Origin of the sequence: Streptomyces sp. 13-12-16, assembly GCF_002114215.1 — a bacterium.
Lineage (GTDB): Bacteria > Actinomycetota > Actinomycetes > Streptomycetales > Streptomycetaceae > Streptomyces.
In genome coordinates this window covers 1-2,333 of record NZ_NCTE01000739.1, presented here as the reverse complement: position 1 = coordinate 2,333, position 2,333 = coordinate 1, and the positions used below count along the sequence as shown (strand labels likewise).

Sequence of the window (2,333 nt, the reverse complement as noted above, 5' to 3'; positions counted from 1 at the left end):
CGCCGCCGTGACGAAGGCACCTGGCGTGTTACGGGTCGATGAACTGCCGGATCCGGGGCGCGCCGATCGTTATCGTGGCGCAACCTTCGGTGTACGGCGGTGAACCGTGGCCGGGGCCTAGCGGTACCTCGGGGGTGTCAGACCGCCTCCGCGGACTCGGGCAGCTCGGTCGCGAGCCGCTCGCCGAGTTCGACGACTTCGGCGAGGTCCCCGAAGTCGCGTACGGCGGTGTCGACCGTCTTTCGGATACGGGTGTTGACGCGCTCGGAACGGACCTTCTTGGCCGCCTTGATGGCGTCGGTGGCGAGAACCGCGCTCTGCTCGGGCTCGCTCTGCAGCAGGTGGACGGTGGCCATGCCGATCAGGTTGAGGGCGTAGGAGCGCTGGTGCTCGCCGCCCTCCTGGCCGAACAGCTCCACGGCCCGCCGCATCAGCGGCTCGGCGAGCGAGGCGTAGGTGGGGCTGCGGCCGGCGACGTAGGCGAGGTCGCGGTAGGAGTGGGAGTTCTCCGCGTACAGCTCGGCCTCGGAGAAGAAGCGGATCCAGTCGGGGTCGGGCTCGTCCCACTCGTCGGCCTCGGCGAAGGTGTCCTCGGCCATCCGCACCGCCCGCTTGCAGCGGCCGGGCTGGCCCATGTTGGCGTAGGCGCGGGCCTCCATCGCATACAGCATGGACTGGGTGCGCGGGCTGGCGCAGTCCCGGCTGCCGTACTGCGCGAGGTGGATCAGCTCCAGGGCGTCCTCGGGCCGGCCGAGGTGGATCATCTGCCGGCTCATGCTGGACAGCACGTACGAGCCGAGCGGCCGGTCGCCGGCCTCCTTGGCGGAGTGCAGGGCGAGCACGAAGTACTTCTGCGCGGTGGGCTGGAGCCCCACGTCGTACGACATCCAGCCGGCCAGTTCGGCGAGTTCGGCGGCGACCTTGAACAGGCGCCGGGTGGTGGACTCGGGCTGGGGTTCCTGGAGCAGGTCGGTCACCTCGTGCAGCTGTCCGACGACCGCCTTGCGGCGCAGGCCGCCGCCGCACTGGGCGTCCCACTGCCGGAACATCACGGTGGTGGTCTCCAGCAGGTCCAGTTCCGGCTTGGACAGCCGACCGCGGGCCCGCGCGGCGGAGGAGACCGGTTCGGCCTCGGGCCGGGCCGGCGTGGCGGACGGGGAGGGGACGAGCCAGCGCTGCATGGGCTCGATGAGGGACGGGCCCGCGGAGAGGGCCAGCGAGCTCCCGAGGAAGCCGCGCCGCGCCAGCATCAGGTCGCTGCGCGAGAACTCGCTGAGCAGGGCCACGGTCTGCGGGCCCGTCCAGGGGAGGTCGACGCCGGTCGCGGAGGGCGCCGGGCGGGTGGTGCGCAGACCCAGGTCCTCGACGGAGACGACGACGCCGAAGCGTTCGGAGAACAGTTCGGACAGGATTCTGGGGATCGGCTCGCGCGGGTTCTCGCCGTCCAGCCAGCGGCGTACGCGCGAGGTGTCGGTGGAGATGTGGTTGGCGCCCAACTGGCGTGCCCTGCGGTTGACCTGGCGGGCGAGCTCGCCCTTGGACCAGCCGCTGCGGACGAACCATGACGCGAGCAGCTCGTTCGGGCGTTTCTCCGCACTCGTAGCGCTCGCCCCGCCACCGCCGTTGCCGCTCACTGGAACGCCCCCATCCCTGAAGACCACTTGTCGCCGATTGCGCCAAGCCCTATCAGAATGCCGGTTGTCGGGGCCGCCCGTCCGACGGTTGTCACCCTTCGAACGGAAAGCCGAGTTGCCTCCGGCATACCCACGAGTGCATGTGCCCCAAGAAGCCGTGCACACAAAGTAACCCTACGATCACCCGCCCCACCATGGCGGAACCGCAATCGCCACCATTCGCCACCCCTTCGAATGAACTCACCGTTGCCATCCCGCGATTCACTTGACACCGGACAGCCAAGAGTGGATGCAGCGATGCACTGATGGGCGCGCGTCGCCGGGTGCACCACCCTGGGCGCTTCGAAGCGCCGGTTGAGCGGAACGACGTCGGGAAGTCGGAAACAGAGAGTCACTTTCTGCGTTCGCTACGTGACCACCGGTACGTCGGACCCGTTGGAGGGGGCATGGGCTTCACGATCGGCATCAGTCGGGGCATCCGCGACATCCGGTCCGGTTCGCGTCGCCGGAGCCGCTCCTCGGACGGCACCGTCGTGGCGGAGTACACCGGACTGTGGGGCTGGGACGTGGTGCCGGGCGTCCGGGCCGCCGCGGGCACCTGCTCCTGCGGCCGCGCCGGCTGCCGGGCACCGGGCGCGCATCCGCTGGACCACGCGCCGGTGATCCGCGCCGGGGCCCCGCTGGACGAGGTGACCGCGG

Annotated in this window: 1 protein-coding gene and 1 pseudogene; one reads left to right on the top strand and one right to left on the bottom strand. The window is 70.4% G+C overall.

Annotated elements, in window-relative coordinates; translation table 11 throughout:
• Window positions 1-137 precede the first annotated feature (137 nt).
• Window positions 138-1,634, bottom strand: a complete 1,497-nt coding sequence (locus B7767_RS27800; protein ID WP_085574578.1) for a hypothetical protein — start codon at window positions 1,632-1,634, stop codon at window positions 138-140.
• Window positions 1,635-2,080: 446 nt separating this feature from the next.
• Here B7767_RS27800 and B7767_RS27795 point away from each other — a divergent pair.
• A pseudogene (locus B7767_RS27795) lies at window positions 2,081-2,333 on the top strand (DNA primase); the annotation flags it as partial.